Annotated in this window: 17 protein-coding genes and 1 pseudogene; 7 read left to right on the forward strand and 11 right to left on the reverse strand. The window is 72.2% G+C overall.

Annotated elements, in window-relative coordinates; translation table 11 throughout:
* The 4 genes from ACIOKD_RS07060 (at position 1) to ACIOKD_RS07075 (ending at position 3963) form a co-directional block, all read left to right on the forward strand.
* The gene (locus tag ACIOKD_RS07060; RefSeq protein WP_079103534.1) at positions 1-234 is read left to right on the forward strand and encodes a hypothetical protein; all 234 of its coding nucleotides are present in this window, start codon (positions 1-3) and stop codon (positions 232-234) included.
* 65 nt (positions 235-299) lie between these two features.
* Complete coding sequence (locus ACIOKD_RS07065; RefSeq protein ID WP_402079375.1) at positions 300-1091, forward strand: SURF1 family protein; 792 nt, start codon at positions 300-302, stop codon at positions 1089-1091.
* 239 nt (positions 1092-1330) lie between these two features.
* Positions 1331-3202: a glycoside hydrolase family 15 protein gene (locus ACIOKD_RS07070; protein ID WP_402079378.1), complete on the forward strand. Its 1872-nt coding sequence runs from the start codon at positions 1331-1333 to the stop codon at positions 3200-3202.
* Positions 3203-3207: 5 nt separating this feature from the next.
* The gene (locus ACIOKD_RS07075) at positions 3208-3963 is read left to right on the forward strand and encodes an SDR family oxidoreductase (RefSeq protein WP_402079381.1); all 756 of its coding nucleotides are present in this window, start codon (positions 3208-3210) and stop codon (positions 3961-3963) included.
* A gap of 173 nt (positions 3964-4136) precedes the next feature.
* Here ACIOKD_RS07075 and amaP read toward each other — a convergent pair whose 3' ends face one another.
* The 5 genes from amaP to ACIOKD_RS07100 are packed head-to-tail and all read right to left on the reverse strand — an operon-like array spanning position 4137 to position 6453.
* Complete coding sequence (amaP, locus tag ACIOKD_RS07080; RefSeq protein WP_402079383.1) at positions 4137-4715, reverse strand: alkaline shock response membrane anchor protein AmaP; 579 nt, start codon at positions 4713-4715, stop codon at positions 4137-4139.
* Positions 4716-4720: 5 nt separating this feature from the next.
* On the reverse strand, positions 4721-5395 hold the full coding sequence (locus ACIOKD_RS07085; protein WP_402079385.1) for a DUF6286 domain-containing protein: 675 nt from the start codon (positions 5393-5395) through the stop codon (positions 4721-4723).
* Positions 5392-5736: an Asp23/Gls24 family envelope stress response protein gene (locus tag ACIOKD_RS07090; protein WP_402079388.1), complete on the reverse strand. Its 345-nt coding sequence runs from the start codon at positions 5734-5736 to the stop codon at positions 5392-5394. Before ACIOKD_RS07090 ends, ACIOKD_RS07085 begins: the two co-directional genes overlap by 4 nt.
* Positions 5737-5741: 5 nt before the next feature.
* Positions 5742-5936, reverse strand: coding sequence for a hypothetical protein (locus tag ACIOKD_RS07095; protein ID WP_107017754.1), 195 nt, complete (start codon positions 5934-5936; stop codon positions 5742-5744).
* Between the two features lie 22 nt (positions 5937-5958).
* Complete coding sequence (locus tag ACIOKD_RS07100; protein WP_402079392.1) at positions 5959-6453, reverse strand: Asp23/Gls24 family envelope stress response protein; 495 nt, start codon at positions 6451-6453, stop codon at positions 5959-5961.
* A gap of 87 nt (positions 6454-6540) precedes the next feature.
* On the opposite strand from ACIOKD_RS07100, the gene ACIOKD_RS07105 reads away from it, so the two are divergent.
* The gene (locus ACIOKD_RS07105; protein ID WP_402079395.1) at positions 6541-7272 is read left to right on the forward strand and encodes a nucleopolyhedrovirus P10 family protein; all 732 of its coding nucleotides are present in this window, start codon (positions 6541-6543) and stop codon (positions 7270-7272) included.
* A 147-nt stretch (positions 7273-7419) separates the two neighbouring features.
* Here ACIOKD_RS07105 and ACIOKD_RS07110 read toward each other — a convergent pair whose 3' ends face one another.
* From ACIOKD_RS07110 to ACIOKD_RS07120, 3 genes are all read right to left on the reverse strand, one after another.
* Positions 7420-8211 (reverse strand): enoyl-CoA hydratase/isomerase family protein, encoded by a 792-nt coding sequence (locus ACIOKD_RS07110; protein ID WP_402079397.1) that lies wholly within the window; start codon positions 8209-8211, stop codon positions 7420-7422.
* A 133-nt stretch (positions 8212-8344) separates the two neighbouring features.
* A complete protein-coding gene (locus tag ACIOKD_RS07115) occupies positions 8345-8566 on the reverse strand; it encodes a helix-turn-helix domain-containing protein (RefSeq protein WP_006143370.1) in 222 nt (73 codons plus the stop codon).
* A 353-nt stretch (positions 8567-8919) separates the two neighbouring features.
* Positions 8920-10518 (reverse strand): ABC-F family ATP-binding cassette domain-containing protein, encoded by a 1599-nt coding sequence (locus tag ACIOKD_RS07120; RefSeq protein WP_402079399.1) that lies wholly within the window; start codon positions 10516-10518, stop codon positions 8920-8922.
* Between the two features lie 359 nt (positions 10519-10877).
* Between ACIOKD_RS07120 and ACIOKD_RS07125 the strand changes: the two genes are divergently transcribed.
* Positions 10878-11291: a VOC family protein gene (locus ACIOKD_RS07125; RefSeq protein ID WP_402079402.1), complete on the forward strand. Its 414-nt coding sequence runs from the start codon at positions 10878-10880 to the stop codon at positions 11289-11291.
* A 49-nt stretch (positions 11292-11340) separates the two neighbouring features.
* Here ACIOKD_RS07125 and ACIOKD_RS07130 read toward each other — a convergent pair whose 3' ends face one another.
* The 3 genes from ACIOKD_RS07130 to ACIOKD_RS07140 all read right to left on the reverse strand — a co-directional run bounded on the left by ACIOKD_RS07130 (position 11341) and on the right by ACIOKD_RS07140 (position 15001).
* Positions 11341-12783: a hypothetical protein gene (locus tag ACIOKD_RS07130; RefSeq protein WP_402079405.1), complete on the reverse strand. Its 1443-nt coding sequence runs from the start codon at positions 12781-12783 to the stop codon at positions 11341-11343.
* Between the two features lie 157 nt (positions 12784-12940).
* A complete protein-coding gene (locus ACIOKD_RS07135) occupies positions 12941-14077 on the reverse strand; it encodes an alpha/beta hydrolase (RefSeq protein ID WP_402079408.1) in 1137 nt (378 codons plus the stop codon).
* A 216-nt stretch (positions 14078-14293) separates the two neighbouring features.
* A complete protein-coding gene (locus tag ACIOKD_RS07140) occupies positions 14294-15001 on the reverse strand; it encodes a class II aldolase/adducin family protein (protein WP_402079411.1) in 708 nt (235 codons plus the stop codon).
* A gap of 180 nt (positions 15002-15181) precedes the next feature.
* On the opposite strand from ACIOKD_RS07140, the pseudogene ACIOKD_RS07145 reads away from it, so the two are divergent.
* A pseudogene (locus ACIOKD_RS07145) lies at positions 15182-15319 on the forward strand (hydrolase); the annotation flags it as partial.
* Between the last annotated feature and the right edge of the window lie 170 nt (positions 15320-15489).

The raw sequence follows: 15489 nt of genomic DNA on the forward strand, positions 1-15489 counted from the left end.
ATGGCGACATGTGAGGTTTGCGGCAACAGCTACGGAATGACCTTCGAAGTCCACGCACAGGGAGCGGTGCACGTCTTCGACTGCTTCTCCTGCGCGATCCACCGCATGGCACCCCTGTGCGAGCACTGCCGGGTCCAGATCATCGGGCAGGGCGTCGAGGTCGAGGGCCACTGGTACTGCGGTGCCCACTGCGCCCGCGCGGAGGGAAAGGTGGGGATCATCGACAGGGTGTGACCCGGCGCGCGGGTGACCCGGTACCCGACCGAACGCACCCCACGACCCGGTTGTACGGTCGTGGGGTGTACCGCTTCCTGTTGTCCCGGCAGTGGGTGATCCTCACCCTCATCATGCTCGCGCTCATCCCGACGATGATCGAGCTGGGCTTCTGGCAACTGCACCGGCACGAGCACAAGGTCGCCCTGAACCAGGTGATCTCGGACTCGCTGTCCGCGAAGCCCGCCCCCGCCGAGTCGCTGACCGCGCCGGGGCAGGCGGTCCAGCACGAGAACCTGTACCGCCGGGTGACGGCGAAGGGCACCTTCGACACCGCCGACGAGGTCGTGGTCCGCCGCCGCACCAACTCCGACGAAGAGGTCGGCTTCCACGTACTGACACCGTTCGTCCTGGACGACGGCCGGGTCCTCATGGTCAACCGCGGCTGGATCCCCGCGGAGGGCGCGCAGACCGAGTTCCCGAGGATTCCCGCGCCCGCGAAGGGCGAGATCACGGTCACCGGCCGGCTGATGGCCGACGAGACGGCCGGCGGCAGCGGCATCAAGGACGTGCGCGGCCTGCCCGACCGCATGGTCATGCTGATCAACAGCGAGCAGCAGTCGAAGGCGCTGGGCAAGCAGGTCCTCGGCGGCTACGTCGAACTGACCGAGCCCGAGCCCGAGGGCGACGTCCCCGAACTGATCCCGGCGCCCAACCACAGCGACATCGGCCCCCACATGGCGTACGCGGTCCAGTGGTGGCTCTTCGCCGCGGGCGTCCCGGTGGGCTTCGTGGTCCTGGTCCGCCGCGAACACCGCGACCGCGCGGAGGCCGCCGAGGCCGAGTCCACCCCGACGACGGAGCCCGCCCCCGTCTGAGCCCCACGCCCCCTGAAGGCGAAAAGACTGCGCAGTTCCCGCGCCCCTGAAGATGCCCGGGCACCCGCGCGTCTTCGGCTGCGCGGCCAACCGCGCGCCTTCAGGGGCGCGACGAACTGCGCGACCAGCCCCCACCGGACCCGCATCCGCATCCGCATCCGAAACACGCTGCCCGCAGGGGGAGCTGGCGAGTCGACCCGTAAAGGTTGATCGCCGGATCCCAAGGGAACCCGCACAACGTGCACCCTTCCATCGAGGACTACGCGCTCATCGGCGACCACCAGACCGCCGCCCTGGTCGGGCGGGACGGTTCGATCGACTGGCTCTGCCTGCCCCGGTTCGACTCGGCGGCCTGCTTCGCGAAACTGCTGGGGGACGAGGACAACGGACACTGGCGGATCGCGCCGAAGGGATCGGGCACCTGCACCCGCCGGGCGTACCGGCCCGACACACTCGTGCTCGACACCGAGTGGGACACCGAGGACGGCTCGGTACGCGTCACCGACCTGATGCCGCAGCGCGACCGCGCCCCCGATGTCGTGCGGATAGTCGAGGGGCTCAGGGGCCGCGTCACCGTGCGCAGCACCCTGCGGCTGCGCTTCGACTACGGCTCGGTCGTCCCGTGGGTGCGCAGGTCCGACGGCCACCGGGTGGCCGTGGCGGGCCCCGACTCGGTGTGGCTGCGCAGCGAGCCCGAGGTCCACACCTGGGGCGAGGACTGCGGTACGCACGCGGAGTTCACGGTCGCCGAGGGCGAGAAGGTCGCCTTCGTCCTGACCTGGCACCCCTCGCACGAGCCGCGGCCCGACCTCGTCGACCCCTTCGAGGCGCTGCGGCACAGCGTCGACGACTGGCAGGCCTGGGCCGACCGCTGCCGTTACGACGGACCGCACCGCGACGCCGTCGTCCGTTCCCTGATCACCCTCAAGGCCCTCACGTACGCGCCGAGCGGCGGTATCGTCGCCGCCCCCACGACCTCGCTCCCCGAGGAGATCGGCGGCGTCCGCAACTGGGACTACCGCTACTGCTGGCTGCGGGACTCCACACTCGCGCTGGGCGCGCTGCTCGCGTGCGGCTACCAGGAGGAGGCGGAGGCCTGGCGCAACTGGCTGCTGCGCGCGGTCGCGGGCGATCCGGCGGACCTGCAGATCATGTACGGGCTGGCGGGCGAGCGACGGATCCCCGAGTACGAACTGGCGTGGCTGCCCGGGTTCCGCGGCTCGGCGCCGGTGCGGATCGGCAACGAGGCCGTACGGCAGTTGCAGCTCGACGTGTACGGGGAGGTGATCGACTCCCTCACGCTGGCGCAGCACGCGGGGCTGCCGGCCGAACCGGACATGTGGCGTCTCCACCAGGCCATGATGGACTTCCTGCACACGGCGTGGCGCAAGCCCGACGAGGGGCTGTGGGAGGTGCGCGGGCCGCGCCGCCACTTCGTGCACTCGAAGGTGATGGCGTGGGTCGCCGCCGACCGCACGGTACGCACCCTGGAGGAGAACCCCGAGCTGGACGGCGACGTCGGCAAATGGCGCGCGATGCGGGACGAGGTGCACCGGGAGGTGTGCGAGCGCGGCTTCGACCCCGAGCGGAACACGTTCACGCAGTCCTACGGCTCCCGTGAACTGGACGCCGCGCTGCTGCTCATCCCCCGCCTCGGTTTCCTGCCGCCGGACGACCCACGGGTGGTCGGCACGGTCGACGCGGTGCGCTCCGAGCTCGCCCGGGACGGCTTCGTACACCGCTACGACGCCTCCCCCGACGGCTCGGGCCCGCACGGATCGGAGCCGTCCGGCTCGGACCTCAAGGAGGTCGACGGCCTGCCCGGCGGCGAGGGTTCGTTCCTCGTCTGTTCCTTCTGGCTGGCGGACGCACTGCATCTGACGGGCCGTACGAAGGAAGCCCTCGACCTGTTCGAGCGGCTGATTGCGCTCCGCAACGACGTGGGGCTGCTGGCGGAGGAGTACGACCCCGTGGCCGGACACCAGCTCGGCAACTTTCCGCAGGCGTTCAGCCACATCGGTCTGGTGGGCACCGCCCTCGCGCTGTTCGACGACGAGAAGAAGACCGGAGTGCCCGAGGGGGACGGGGCGGGGGCGGACGAGGCAGGATAGGAGCCATGGATCTTGGGCTGAAGGACCGCGTCTACGTCGTCACCGGAGCAACGCGCGGCCTGGGTCACGCCTCCGCGCGTGAACTCGTCGCCGACGGCGCGAAGGTGATCGTCACCGGGCGCGACGCGAAGACGGTGGCCGAGGCGGCGACCGCGCTCGGCGCGAACGCCCACGGGGTGGCCGTGGACAACGCCGACCCCTCGGCGCCGGCGAGCCTGATCGCGGCCGCCCGTGAGCGGTTCGGCGGCTTCGACGGCATCCTGATCAGCGTCGGCGGCCCGCCGCCCGGCTTCGTCGCCGACAACACGGACGAGCAGTGGCAGGCGGCGTTCGAGTCCGTCTTCCTCGGCGCGGTGCGGCTGGCGCGGGCGGCTGCCGCCGAGCTGGGCGAGGGCGGGGTCATCGGCTTCGTGCTCTCCGGTTCGGTGCACGAACCGATCGCGGGGCTGACCATCTCCAACGGTCTGCGCCCCGGGCTCGCCGGGTTCGCCAAGTCCCTCTCCGACGAGCTGGGTCCGCGCGGGATCCGGGTGGTCGGGGTGCTGCCTGCCCGGATCGACACGGATCGCGTGCGCGAGCTGGACGGGTACGCGGCCGATCCTGCGGCCGCTCGGGCGGCCAATGAGGCGCGGATTCCGTTGCGGCGGTACGGGAGGCCGGAGGAGTTCGGGCGGACCGCCGCGTTTCTGCTGTCGCCTGCGGCGTCTTATCTGACCGGCATCATGGTGCCGGTGGATGGCGGGGCCCGGAACGGGTTCTGATCCCGGGGGTTCCGCTTTCGACCGCGGGTCGTGTTGTCGCCGCGGCCGGTGGGGACTTGTCGCGCAGTTCCCCGCGCCCCTGGAGGCGGGGCCGCTGGTCAGTTCGTCGCTGCGCGATCGTGGGGACTTGTCGCGCCGTTCCCCGCGCCCCCGGAAAACAGGCGGGGTGCGGGTCAGTTGACTCGTTCTGCGCCGTGTTTCGCCCCGCGCAGGTGTACCTCCGTCGGGAGTGACGCCAGGCCGGCCGAGTCCCTGGCGTGGGCGAGTGACTCCGTCGTCAGGCGGGTCAGGGTTTCGCCCGGGTCGGCATGCGGCTCCAGCACCAGGCGGACCCGCGCCTCGGGGGCACTACGCCGGCCCATGAGCGACGCCCGCGCGCCCCGTACCCCTTCCGACGCGCCCGCCTCGGCGGCCAGTACGCCCTCCAGGGCCCGGCCCCGCAGGAGCGCGCCCTCGCCGTCGCCGGTGTCGACCAGCACCTCGGCGAGGCGGCGTCGGCGCAGCACCGCCGTCAGCCACCACAGGGCGAGCAGCACGGCCACCGCCAGTGCGGCGATGACGGCCGGCCACCACCAGCCGTCGGCCCGCCACCGCGCCCGGTCGGCGTCGCTCAGCAGCACGTCGTGCCGGCCGTCGTGGATCCACCACGACGGCGGGGCCGCACCGAGGCCCACGGCGAGCACGGAGCCGCCGAGCACGACCAGGAGCAGACCCGCGAGGCCCAGCAGGACCCGGTTCACGATCCTCAGCACTCCGTTCACCCCTTCCGGCCCGGCCGGGCGACACGCACCGACAGCGCGGGCCGCCGGGCCAGGCCGAGCCCCCTGACGCCGTCGGCGAGCGTGGCGTCCAGATCGGCGCGTACGTCGTCGAGTTCACGGAAGTGCGCGACCGCGCGGACGTCGGCCTTCCCACGCCCCATACGGACCCGGACCGACCGCACGCCCGACACCTCCATGGCCCGGTCGCGCAGCACCATCGCGGCGGCGTTCCGGTGCAGGCCGGCCCGTACGTCGGGGTGGGCGCGCCGCATCGTCAGAACGTCACGCAGTCCCGGGGTCGCGGCGAGGACGAGCAGCCACAGGCCCAGCGCGGTCGCGACCCCGGCGCCGACGAGCACCCCGGTGTCGTCCAGGGGCCGCTCGGCGAGTTCACGGGCCAGGGACCTGCGCCAGTGCATGGCAGGCCGGCCGGCACGGACGGCGACGACGTCGTACAGCAGGAGACCCGCGGCAAGCAGGACCAGCAGCGCGAGGACGCCCGCGGGGATGCGGCGGGCCGACCAGAACCGGCCGTCGCCGTCCTCGCCGTGGTCGAGGGTCGGCAGGGGTGTGTGGTCGGCGGCGGCGGTGGACCGGCCGAGCTCGCTCTCGGCGGCCTTCTCGATGACGGGCAGCTGCCGGGTGCTCTCGGAGCCCTGGGGCTCGCTCATCGCGTCCTCCCCTGTACCGCGCCGCGCGTCTGCGCGGAGTGCAACCGCTCCACCTGGACGGTGACCTCGGGAACTTTCATGCCCGCCAACGCCTCTACCCGCTGAGCGACTCGGCGACGCACGGCACCGCACCGGCCGCCGATGTCACAGGGGTAGCCGAGTTCGAGACTGACACCGACACGGGCGGAGTCCTGGTGGACGACGACCGTGGCGTGCGGGGGCATCGCGCCGGGAGGCAGCACGTCGAGCGCCTCACGGGCCGCCTGCGCGGCAATCTTCGCGACGACCCGGTCGGCGATCCTCGTGGCGCCCCGCTCGCCCGGCGCGACAGCCTCGGACACGCGCGTCACCGCCGGCGGTCGTCGCGGGTGCCGCGGGACCGGAAGAAGTCACCGGGGTCCAGGTCCCCCTCAAGGAAGCGGCCCACGACGAAGCCGATGGCGCCCAGCGCGGCCACCAGGAGGAACGCGCCGAAGCCGCCGAAGTACCCGGCGAATCCCAGCGCCATTCCGGCGATCATGCCGATCACGGCCATGCTCATGGTGCGCTCCTCAGCAGGTCGGTCACTGGAGCCGGCTCTCCGGTTCCTCGTCCTCTTCGTCCGGCAGCTTGACGTCGCTGACCGCGATGTTGACCTCGACGACCTCAAGGCCCGTCATGCGCTCGACGGCCGCGATGACGTTCTCCCGTACGTCACGGGCGACATCGGCGATGGACACGCCGTAGTCGACGACGATCTCCAGGTCGAGCGCGGTCTGCACCTCACCGACCTCGGCCTTTACCCCGCGCGTGACGGACTTCGCGCCACCGCCCGGCACCCGGTCGCGGACGGCACCGAAGGTCCGCGAGATCCCGCTGCCCATGGCGTGCACCCCGAGGACGTCCCGGGCGGCGAGCCCGGCGATCTTCTCCACGACCCCGTCGGCGATGGTGGTACGCCCCCGGGTCGACGGATCGCCGCCGCCGCGCTTGGTCACGGCGGCCTTCCTCACCTGCTGCTGGTCCGGCTGCTCGGCCTCCGGGCTCTCCGGCCGATTGCGCTGAGTCGTGTCGCTCATCGCCGTGCATCCCCTTTCGGTGGGCCTCTTCGCCCACATTAGGACGGGTTGCCGAGTCGCGCGCCAGGAATACGGCAGGCTGGGACGATGACGGCGGACCGATGGACGCAAGCAGTGCGGCAACAGCTCGGCCTGGGCAGACTGCTGCCGTTGGGCGGCCCGGGTGACGGCGCGTGGATCACGGAGGCGGCGGCCGTCGCCGTACTGCGCCGGGCGGCACACCCTGTGCCGGGTGTACGCCTCGGTTCCCTGCGCCTCGCCCTCGTCGACCCGGACAGCGCGGCCGAGCCCGCCGTGCCCCCGCCGCCGAGCGCGCTGCCGCCCGGTCCACTGCGCATCGACGCGGAGTTCGCGGCCACGCCGACCGAGCCCCTGCCGACGGCCGCGTCCCGTCTCCGCGCGGCCCTCACCACGACGGCGGTGGACGCTCTCGGTCTGACGGTCACGGAGGTGGACCTGCGGGTGACGGGCCTGCTGGAGGAGGGTCTGCTGGAGGAGGGCGAGGACCCGCCGCGCCCGGCGGAGCCCGACCCGGCACCCTCCGCCGTGCCGCATCCCTCCCCCGACACGGACGAGTCCCGCGTGGCCACCGCCGCACTCGCCGTCCCGGGCGTGACAGCCCTGACGGGCAAGGCGCGCGTCACCGAGCTCCACAGCGAGGCGGCGCTCCCCCGCCGCCATGTCCACGTGGAGATCGCGGTGGACACGACCGAGCGCGCGCTGGACGTGGCCGGAGCGGTCCGCGCGACCACCACCGAATCGCTTCCGGACCACCCGTCGGCAGCGGTACTGGTGACAGCGGTGACTCCGGGCCCTTAGGAGCCCCGTCAGGGGCCCGTCAGGGGCGCGGGGAACTGCGCAACCGGCCCTCACCGGACCCCATCGGACCCGCACGTGCCCCCGACCCGCGGACCCCACCCCCTCGGGGACGAGGCCCGCCCGGGGACGCCTACCCCCTGGTCGGAATCAGTCGGAAAGCCCCGCGAGATCGCGCAACCGCCGCCCCTGAGCCCCCCGCTCGGCAACCCGCTGCTCCTCATACGTACGACCCGACGCACCCTGGAGCAGCGCCTTCGTCTCGACAAGCGCGTCACGCGGCGCGGCCAGCAGCGCGACGGCCAGTTCACTCACCGTGTCGTCGAGCTGATCGACGGGCACGGCGATGTTCGCGAGCCCGGCCCGCTGCGCCTCCTCCGCCTGCACGAACCGCCCCGTCGCACAGATCTCCAGCGCACGGGCGTAGCCGACCAGCCCCACCAGCGGATGCGTACCCGTGAGGTCGGGGACGAGGCCCAGGCCGGTCTCGCGCATGGCGAACTGCACGTCGTCGGCGACGACGCGCAGGTCACAGGCGAGCGCGAGCTGGAAGCCCGCGCCGATGGCGTGTCCCTGTACAGCCGCGATGGACACGATGTCGCTCCGCCGCCACCAGGTGAAACCGTCCTGGTACTCGGCGATGGCCGCGTCGAGTTCGGCGTCGGAACCGCGTGCGAGATCGATGAAGGACGGCTCGCCGTCGAAGCCCTCGGGCGTGAACGCCTGCCGGTCGAGCCCCGCGGAGAAGGACTTGCCTTCGGCGCGCAGCACCACGACCCGGACGGTGCCCGGCAGCAGCCGACCGGCCTCGGCCAGCGCCCGCCACAGGGCGGGGCTCTGCGCGTTGCGCTTGGCCGGGTTGGTCAGCGTCACCGTGGCGATCGCGTCGTCGACGGTGAGCCGTACGCCGTCCTTGTCGAGCAGCAAGTCGAACGAAGCCATGGGGGCGCCTCCGATGGGTGCGGTCAGCGGGGGTGCCGTGCGGGCACACCCTTAAGTGACTGCACAGTAACCACCCGGGCGGTCAAGAGACCGACCGGGTGGCCACCATCGGAGAACGAGGAGCCGTCCGGCGTCAGGCCGACGCGGACTTCTTGCCTCGCGTCGCTCCGCCACGCCCACGAAGCGTGACGCCCGACTCACTGAGCATCCGGTGCACGAAACCATACGAGCGGCCGGTCTCCTCGGCCAGCGCCCGAATGCTCGCACCGGAGTCGTACTTCTTCTTCAGGTCTGCCGCGAGCTTGTCGCGCGCGGCGCCGGTTACCCGGCTGCCCTTCTTCAGAGTCTCGGCCACCCGTGCCTCCTCAGCGGAAGTGCGCTCTGGACTTCTCATGATCACCCCTCATGAGCGTCCTGGCCACCCATTCGGCAAGGTCGATGGGACGAGCTTGCGTTGTGGCAGCTCGTCACCATGAGCGGAATTTCATATTCCATCCACCCGCTGTCCGTACCTCCGCACGAGTTCGGAGGTGAAGGTCCAGGTCAGAGACGCGCGACGGCCGGGCCTTCGGAGACGGAGGGCCCGGCCGGAGAATGGATGTAGGACACACCTCGGTACGAGGAGATCTCACTCAGATGATGGATCACCGATCGGCCGAATGATCCATACGAAGTGGATCAGTCAAACGATCAAACACCGTGAACCGCTCAGGCGAGGGCCACCAGGTCCGCGTAGTCGGCACCCCAGAGGTCCTCGACGCCGTCGGGCAGCAGGATGATCCGCTCCGGCTGGAGCGCGTGGACGGCACCCTCGTCGTGCGTGACGAGGACGACGGCACCCTTGTAGGTGCGCAGCGCGCCGAGGATCTCCTCGCGGCTGGCCGGGTCGAGGTTGTTCGTCGGCTCGTCGAGGAGCAGGACGTTCGCGGACGACACCACGAGGGTGGCGAGCGCCAGACGGGTCTTCTCGCCGCCGGAGAGGACGGAGGCCGGCTTGTCGACGTCGTCGCCGGAGAACAGGAACGAGCCGAGCGTCTTGCGGACCTGGACGAGGTCGAGGTCCGGGGCGGCGGAGCGCATGTTCTCCAGGACCGAGCGCTCGGGGTCGAGGGTCTCGTGCTCCTGCGCGTAGTAGCCGAGCTTGAGGCCGTGGCCCTCGATGACCTGGCCGGTGTCGGGCTTCTCCGCGCCGCCGAGGAGGCGGAGCAGGGTCGTCTTGCCCGCGCCGTTCAGGCCGAGGATGACGACGCGGGAACCCTTGTCGATGGCCAGGTCGACGTCGGTGAAGATCTCCAGGGAGCCGTACGACTTGGACAGGCCCTCCGCCATCAGCGGGGTCTTGCCGCAGGGCGACGGGTCGGGGAAGCGCAGCTTGGCGACCTTGTCGGACTTCCGCTCGGCCTCCAGGCCCGCGAGGAGCTTGTCGGCCCGCTTGGCCATGTTCTGCGCGGCGACGGTCTTGGTGGCCTTGGCGCGCATCTTGTCGGCCTGTGTGTGCAGGGCGGTGGCCTTCTTCTCGGCGTTCTGCCGCTCGCGCTTGCGGCGCTTCTCGTCGGCCTCGCGCTGCTGCTGGTACAGCTTCCAGCCCATGTTGTAGACGTCGATCTGGGCGCGGTTGGCATCCAGGTAGAACACCTTGTTGACGACCGTCTCGACCAGGTCGACGTCGTGGGAGATCACGATGAAGCCGCCGCGGTACGTCTTCAGGTAGTCGCGGAGCCAGACGATGGAGTCGGCGTCGAGGTGGTTCGTGGGCTCGTCGAGGAGCAGGGTGTCCGCGTCCGAGAAGAGGATGCGGGCCAGCTCGATACGGCGGCGCTGACCGCCGGAGAGCGTATGGAGGGGCTGGCCGAGCACCCGGTCGGGCAGGTTGAGCGCGGCGGCGATGGTGGCGGCCTCCGCCTCGGCGGAGTACCCGCCCTTGGTGAGGAACTCCGTCTCCTGGCGCTCGTACTGCCGCATCGCCTTCTCGCGGGTGGCGCCCGAGCCGCTCGCGATGCGCTGTTCGTTCTCGCGCATCTTGCGGATCAGGGTGTCCAGGCCGCGCGCGGACAGGACGCGGTCGCCGGCCAGCATGTCGAGGTCGCCGGTGCGCGGGTCCTGCGGGAGGTAGCCGACCTCGCCCGAGCGGGCGACGGTGCCCGCGGCGGGGGTTCCCTCACCTGCGAGGACCTTGGTGAGCGTGGTCTTGCCCGCGCCGTTGCGACCGACCAGACCGATACGGTCGCCCTTCGTGATGCGGAAGGTGGCGGACTCGATGAGCATGCGGGCGCCGGCACGCAGTTCGATACCGGAAGCGGAAATCACGGACAGACTCCTGGGCAGGGTTGTTGACGGGGCGGGCGGCTGAGGGCGTTCACGCCGTCTAATGCACGAGGAGAATGGCCATGGACCAAGTCTAACGGGGCGATGCAACCACTTTTTCTGTGTGCGGGTGTTCGGGGGTGTGACGCTCATTGCCCCGTGGCCGCCCGTCGTTCCTCGTCCTCCGTTCGGCCCGCCCGCTGCGACACCTTCCGCCGAGCGTCCGCTCCCGGACGTTCGCGGGCCTTCGCAGGCGTTCGCGGGGCGCTGTCAGTGCCGGGTGCCAGACTGTGGGGCAGGTCACATTCAGGTGCTGCCCCATCGGTGGGACAGGACAGCGGGGACCGGAAGGAGTGATCGGCATGGCCGGCACGGACAGCGGACGCCCGAGCATCTACCCGACGCTGTTGTACGCGGACGCGAAATCCGCGCTCAGGCAGCTCGCGGATGCTTTCGGCTTCACCGAGGCCTCGGTGTACGAGGACGAGGAGGGCAAGGTGGTGCACGCCGAGCTGGTGCAGGGCAACGGCGCGGTGATGCTGGGCTCCAAGGGCACCGGCAGCCGCTTCGACGAGGCCATGAAGAGCGCGGGCCCCACCGGGGTGTACGTCGTCGTGGACGACGTGGACGCACACCACCAGCGGGCCGTGGACCACGGGGCGGAGATCCTGATGCCCCCGACGGACCAGGACTACGGCTCACGGGACTACATGGCCCGGGACGTGGAGGGCAACATCTGGAGCTTCGGCACGTACGCCCCGGAGACCAGGGTCTGAGCCCGCCGCCCGGCCGCCCGGTCCCGTCCGGCTACCCGGTCCGTCCGGCCTAGCCCCCTCGGTGGACCTGGAAGGCGGCGCGGCGCACGGCCTTGGCGAGGGCCGGGTCGGGGTGGGCGGCGGCGAGCGCGACCAGGACCTGCACGGTGCGGGGGTGGCCGACCGCGCGCACCTCGTCGAGGAGCGCGGGGACGGTCGGCTGCACCGCGGACTCCAGGTGCCGCACGAGGAGCGGGGCCTCGCCGTGGTCGGCGACGGCCGCGGCGGTGTCGACCCACAGCCAGGTGGCCTCCTCGCGGGTGAGCACCAGGTGGGCGTCCTCGGGGTCGTGTCCGTCGTGCTCGGCGAGCCACAACAGGGCGTACGGACGCAAGGGGGTCTCGTCCGCCACCGCGCGGATGTCCGGCTCGGCGGGGGCTCCGACCACGCGTAGGGCCTCGAAGGCCAGCCCGCGCGACAGGGCGTCCTCACCGCGGGCGGCGGCGAGGAGTTCGGTGACGGCGCTGCCGACGGGGCGGGCGGCGAGCCAGGCGCGGTACTCGGCACGGGCCGCGTTGGGTCTGAGCTGGGCGCAGCCGCGGAGCATGTCCTCGGCGCCCTGCTCGATGTTCCCGGCGGGGCTCTGCGCGGCCACGCAGATCTGCTCCAGCTTGACCCACACGGCCCAGCTGCCGAGCGGGGTGAGCGTGGCCTGGCCGTCGGCGCAGGTGAGGGCGCCCACGGCGGCGAGGGCGTGCAGCGCCCAGTCGAGAAGGGGGGCGAGCGGGGTGTCCTCGGCCGGGCTCTCCACGGGCTCGGCCTGCGGGCCGTAGGGGATCTCGCAGCGTTCGGTGCGCAGTTCCGTGACGCGCTGCTCCAGCAGGTCGAGGAGCTGCGGGACGGGGACGGGGCCCGCGGACAGTTGAAGGAAGGAGAGAACCTGCGGCATCGCCGAGACGACCTCGGCGACGGCGGAGGGCTCGCGTCCGTCGGGACCGGGATGGGCGATCGACCAGGCGTCGAAGAAGGCGACCCAGCCGCGCAGTACGGCGCTGTCGTCGCGGTTCCAGGCGCGCAGGCGCCAGCCGGGGCGCGCGGTGTCGCCGTGCACCTCGATGAGGCCGGCGAGCCGTGCGATGTCCCAGTCCGCCCGTACTTGATCCGGGGTCAGGTTCAGACTGGTGGCGGCTTGTTGCGCGAACGCGTCGGAGAGTGTGCCTTTCCCTCCGGAACTGCCGTTCTCCGCGGAACCGCTGTCGGAGACTTCGGCGTCACGCTCGCGGCGGGGGCCGGGGCCGGGGCTCAGGGTGGCGTCGGCCCAGTGGGCGACCCGGGCCGCGCCTGCGAGCACGGCGCGCGCCATGCGGGCGAGTTCCGCCGGTGCCGGTGTGCCCTCCGGTGGGCGGGGGGCAGGTCGGCGGGCGGGCCTCTGGGTCATCGCTCGGGGGGCGGCGGCCAGGGTTCGCGGGCGGACGAGTCGGAGCCTGGAGTCGCGCGGGATACGGGACGTCACGGGAGCAGTCTTCCGGTTGACGGTCCGAAAACCCAAACGGAATGTCACAGGAGGCCACAGGGGCGGTCCGCGCACCGGGCCCGGCAGGCGCTGTGAGGGGGTTCCGGCCACTGGTACAGGGTTAAACGGAAGCTTCTCCGCCGGGACGGGAAGGCGGCTACATCAGCGGGGTGAGGAAGCGGCGGAGGGCCTCTTCGTAACCGGCCGGGTCGGCGTTCCACATGGCGCCGTGCGGGGCGTCGTGGACCGCGTGCAGGGTGACGAGGTCGGGGTGGCGGTCGGCGAGGCGGCGCGAGAGTCCCCAGGGGGCGACGGTGTCGTCGGGGCCGTGCAGGACGAGGGTGGGCACCTTGAGCCGTACCGGGTGGGCGGCGCCCTCGACGCGGCCGCCGCCCAGGCCCGTGCGGCCCTGGGCGGCGCGGACGGCCAGCGGCAGCAGGGCGCCGGGGGTGCGGCGGGCCGTGGCGAGGGCCCGCAGGGTGGCCTCCCAGCTGAGGACCGGCGAGTCCAGGACGAGCCCGGAGATCCGCTCGCGCAGCGCGGAGTGCTCGGCGGCGCGCAGCGCCATGGTGGCGCCGGTCGACCAGCCGTGCAGGACGACCCGTTCCGCGCCGTACCGCACGGCGAAGCGGATGGCGGCGTCCAGGTCGCGCCACTCGCTCTCGCCGAGGTGGTTCAGGCCGTCCGGGGGCCGCGGTGCGCCGGCGTCCCCGCGATAGGCGAGGCCGAGGACGGGAAACTGCTGGCGGTACAGGAAGTCCATGACGTTCATGGGGTGTTCGCGGGTGGCGCCGAGGCCGTGCACGGTGATCACCCAGGTGTCACGGGCGGCGGGCACGAACCAGGCGGGCAGGGTGCCCAGCTCGCCGGGGATCTCCACGTCGGTGAAGGGGAGGCCGAGGGCGGCGCCCGGGTCGCCGACGTGCACGCCGGGCGTGAACCACACCTTGTCGCCGGGTTCCAGCGTGCCGTGGGTGACGCGCTCCAGGCGGCGTACCACCGTGTCGGCGGTGTGCGCGGCCCCGGCCAGGAGCGGGCCGACGACGGCGTGGGTGCCGTGGCCGCCGAGGCCGTACACGCCCGGGCGCCGGGAGGCGAGGGCGCGGGTCAGGGCGATCTGGCCCGCGGCCGTGGCGTGCACGGTCAGGCGGGGTTCGGTGGGCAGCGGCCGGCCCGGCGTCGCCTTCAGGGCGGCGTCGCTGGCGAAACGGCCGGCGGCGATACCGGCCGCGCCGGCCACGGCCACGGTGAGGGCGGTGGTGAGGGCTGCGGTCGTCGGCTTCACGGTGCGCACGGGTCCAGTCTCCTGATCGGGCCCGCTGTCGGCCAGTGGAAGGGCGGCACGGGTGAGCCCGGCGTCAGCCGTGAGGGTGCGCCGCGGCCACGGCCGGCGCGGCTTTCTGTGCACAGCCGCGTACGGCCGGGCTGATCACGGCCCCGTCCGGCCGGGCCTGTGCGTACGTACACGTACAGCCGTACACGTACGCGGCCGTACGGGTACGGCCCGGTGTCACGGCTGGCCGTACCCCTTCAGCCGCTCGCCCGCCTGCGCCACCTGGTCCTCGGTCAGCAGGGTGGGCGTGAGGCCCGGGACGGACGACGCGGTGAGCCATACGCGGCACATCCATTCGAGCTGGGCGGTGCGGTCGTAGGCCTGGTCGAGGGTGGCGCCGTGGGCGAGGGTGCCGTGGTTCCGCAGCAGGCAGGCCGTGCGGTCCCGCAGGGCCAGGAGCATGTTCTCGGCCAGCTCCTGCGTGCCGTAGGTGGCGTAGGCCGCGACACGGACGGGCCCGCCGAGGGAGGCGGACATGTAGTGGACGAGGGGCAGCTCGGCCACGAGGGTCGAGACGGCCGTGGCGTGCACGGCGTGGGTGTGGACGACGGCACGCGCGTCCGTGGAGCGGTAGACGGCGAGATGCATGGGCAGTTCGCTGGTCGGAACGAGTGAACCGAGCACGCGCCGCCCGTCCAGGGAGACCCCGCAGACGTCCTCGGGCGTCAGCCGGTCGTACGGCACCCCGGTCGGGGTGACCAGGACGGTGTCGCCCACGCGCACGGACACGTTGCCCGACGTGCCGACGACCAGGCCGTCGGCAACCGTCCGGCGGGCCGTGGCGACGAGGTCGCCCCACGCCCGCTCCAGCGCCTCCCCGGGCCGGGGTGCGCCCGTCTCCCCGGCGTCTCGTCCGTCTTCTGTGTCCCGCCGCTGCTCAGCCATGCCGTGATCCTGCCAGCCGCCGGCCGGCGGGCCCTGCTCCGTTCGGGCGAGGGCGCTGAGGGCCACTGAGGGCACGACGTGTCCTCGCACACCGAACAGGCCGCCTGCTTCGCCACATCGAGTACAACCCGTACGACAAGAAGAAGAAGTGCTACGGGCCGAGCAGGAGCGGCCCGCTGAAGCGCGACCGCGGGGCCCCTGCCCTCGGGCTGGAACTTCTGGACGTTCTGGCAGTACGACGACAGCGGCAGCCTGCCGGGTGACCAGGATCTCTTCAACGGTTCGCTGTCCCAGCCGAAGGCCTTCGCCCGGGGGTGAACCGGGTAGCGGACCCCCGTATTCCGCCTCTGTTCGAGAACCTCCCCGCACTTTCGAGAGCCCTCGCCGCCACTTCGACACAAGCGGAAGGGCGGCACCTCGATTGGGTCACCCCACCGCCCGACTCAGTTCATCTTCCGTTCACCCAGGTTGCTTACGTTCCCTGTGCC

Source organism: Streptomyces sp. NPDC087844, assembly GCF_044742785.1.
In the GTDB taxonomy this organism is placed as follows: Bacteria; Actinomycetota; Actinomycetes; order Streptomycetales; family Streptomycetaceae; genus Streptomyces.